Origin of the sequence: Mediterraneibacter sp. 210702-DFI.5.30, from assembly GCF_020560115.1 — a bacterium.
Classification (GTDB): Bacteria; Bacillota; Clostridia; order Lachnospirales; family Lachnospiraceae; genus Mediterraneibacter; species Mediterraneibacter faecis.
The window spans coordinates 1-227 of the sequence record NZ_JAJCME010000211.1 but is presented as its reverse complement, the minus strand read 5'-3'; the positions used below and the strand labels follow the sequence as shown (position 1 = coordinate 227).

At 43.6% G+C, this 227-nt stretch carries 1 protein-coding gene; it reads right to left on the bottom strand.

The genetic code is table 11. The features are described from left to right. Positions 1–227, bottom strand: a 227-nt coding sequence (locus LI126_RS15290) for a peptidylprolyl isomerase (RefSeq protein ID WP_227165760.1), incomplete at both ends; no start/stop codon positions are given.

Below are 227 nucleotides of genomic sequence, written 5' to 3'. Positions count from 1 at the left end.
CAAACCAAGGGGAACCGCCAACTTTTTCGTAGTGTTCAATGACTTCATCCGGGTAACCAGCGCCCTTCATTGATTTAGCATCTTCAGAGTTTACAGTTCGCGAGGTAACAATAAAAAAAGCAGAACGGTTGGAGTCCACGCCTTGATTAGCCATGGACAAGGCTCCGTTAAAATTGAACACCCATTTATTATATTCGTCTTCAAACGAACCGCCATAAATGCTTTCG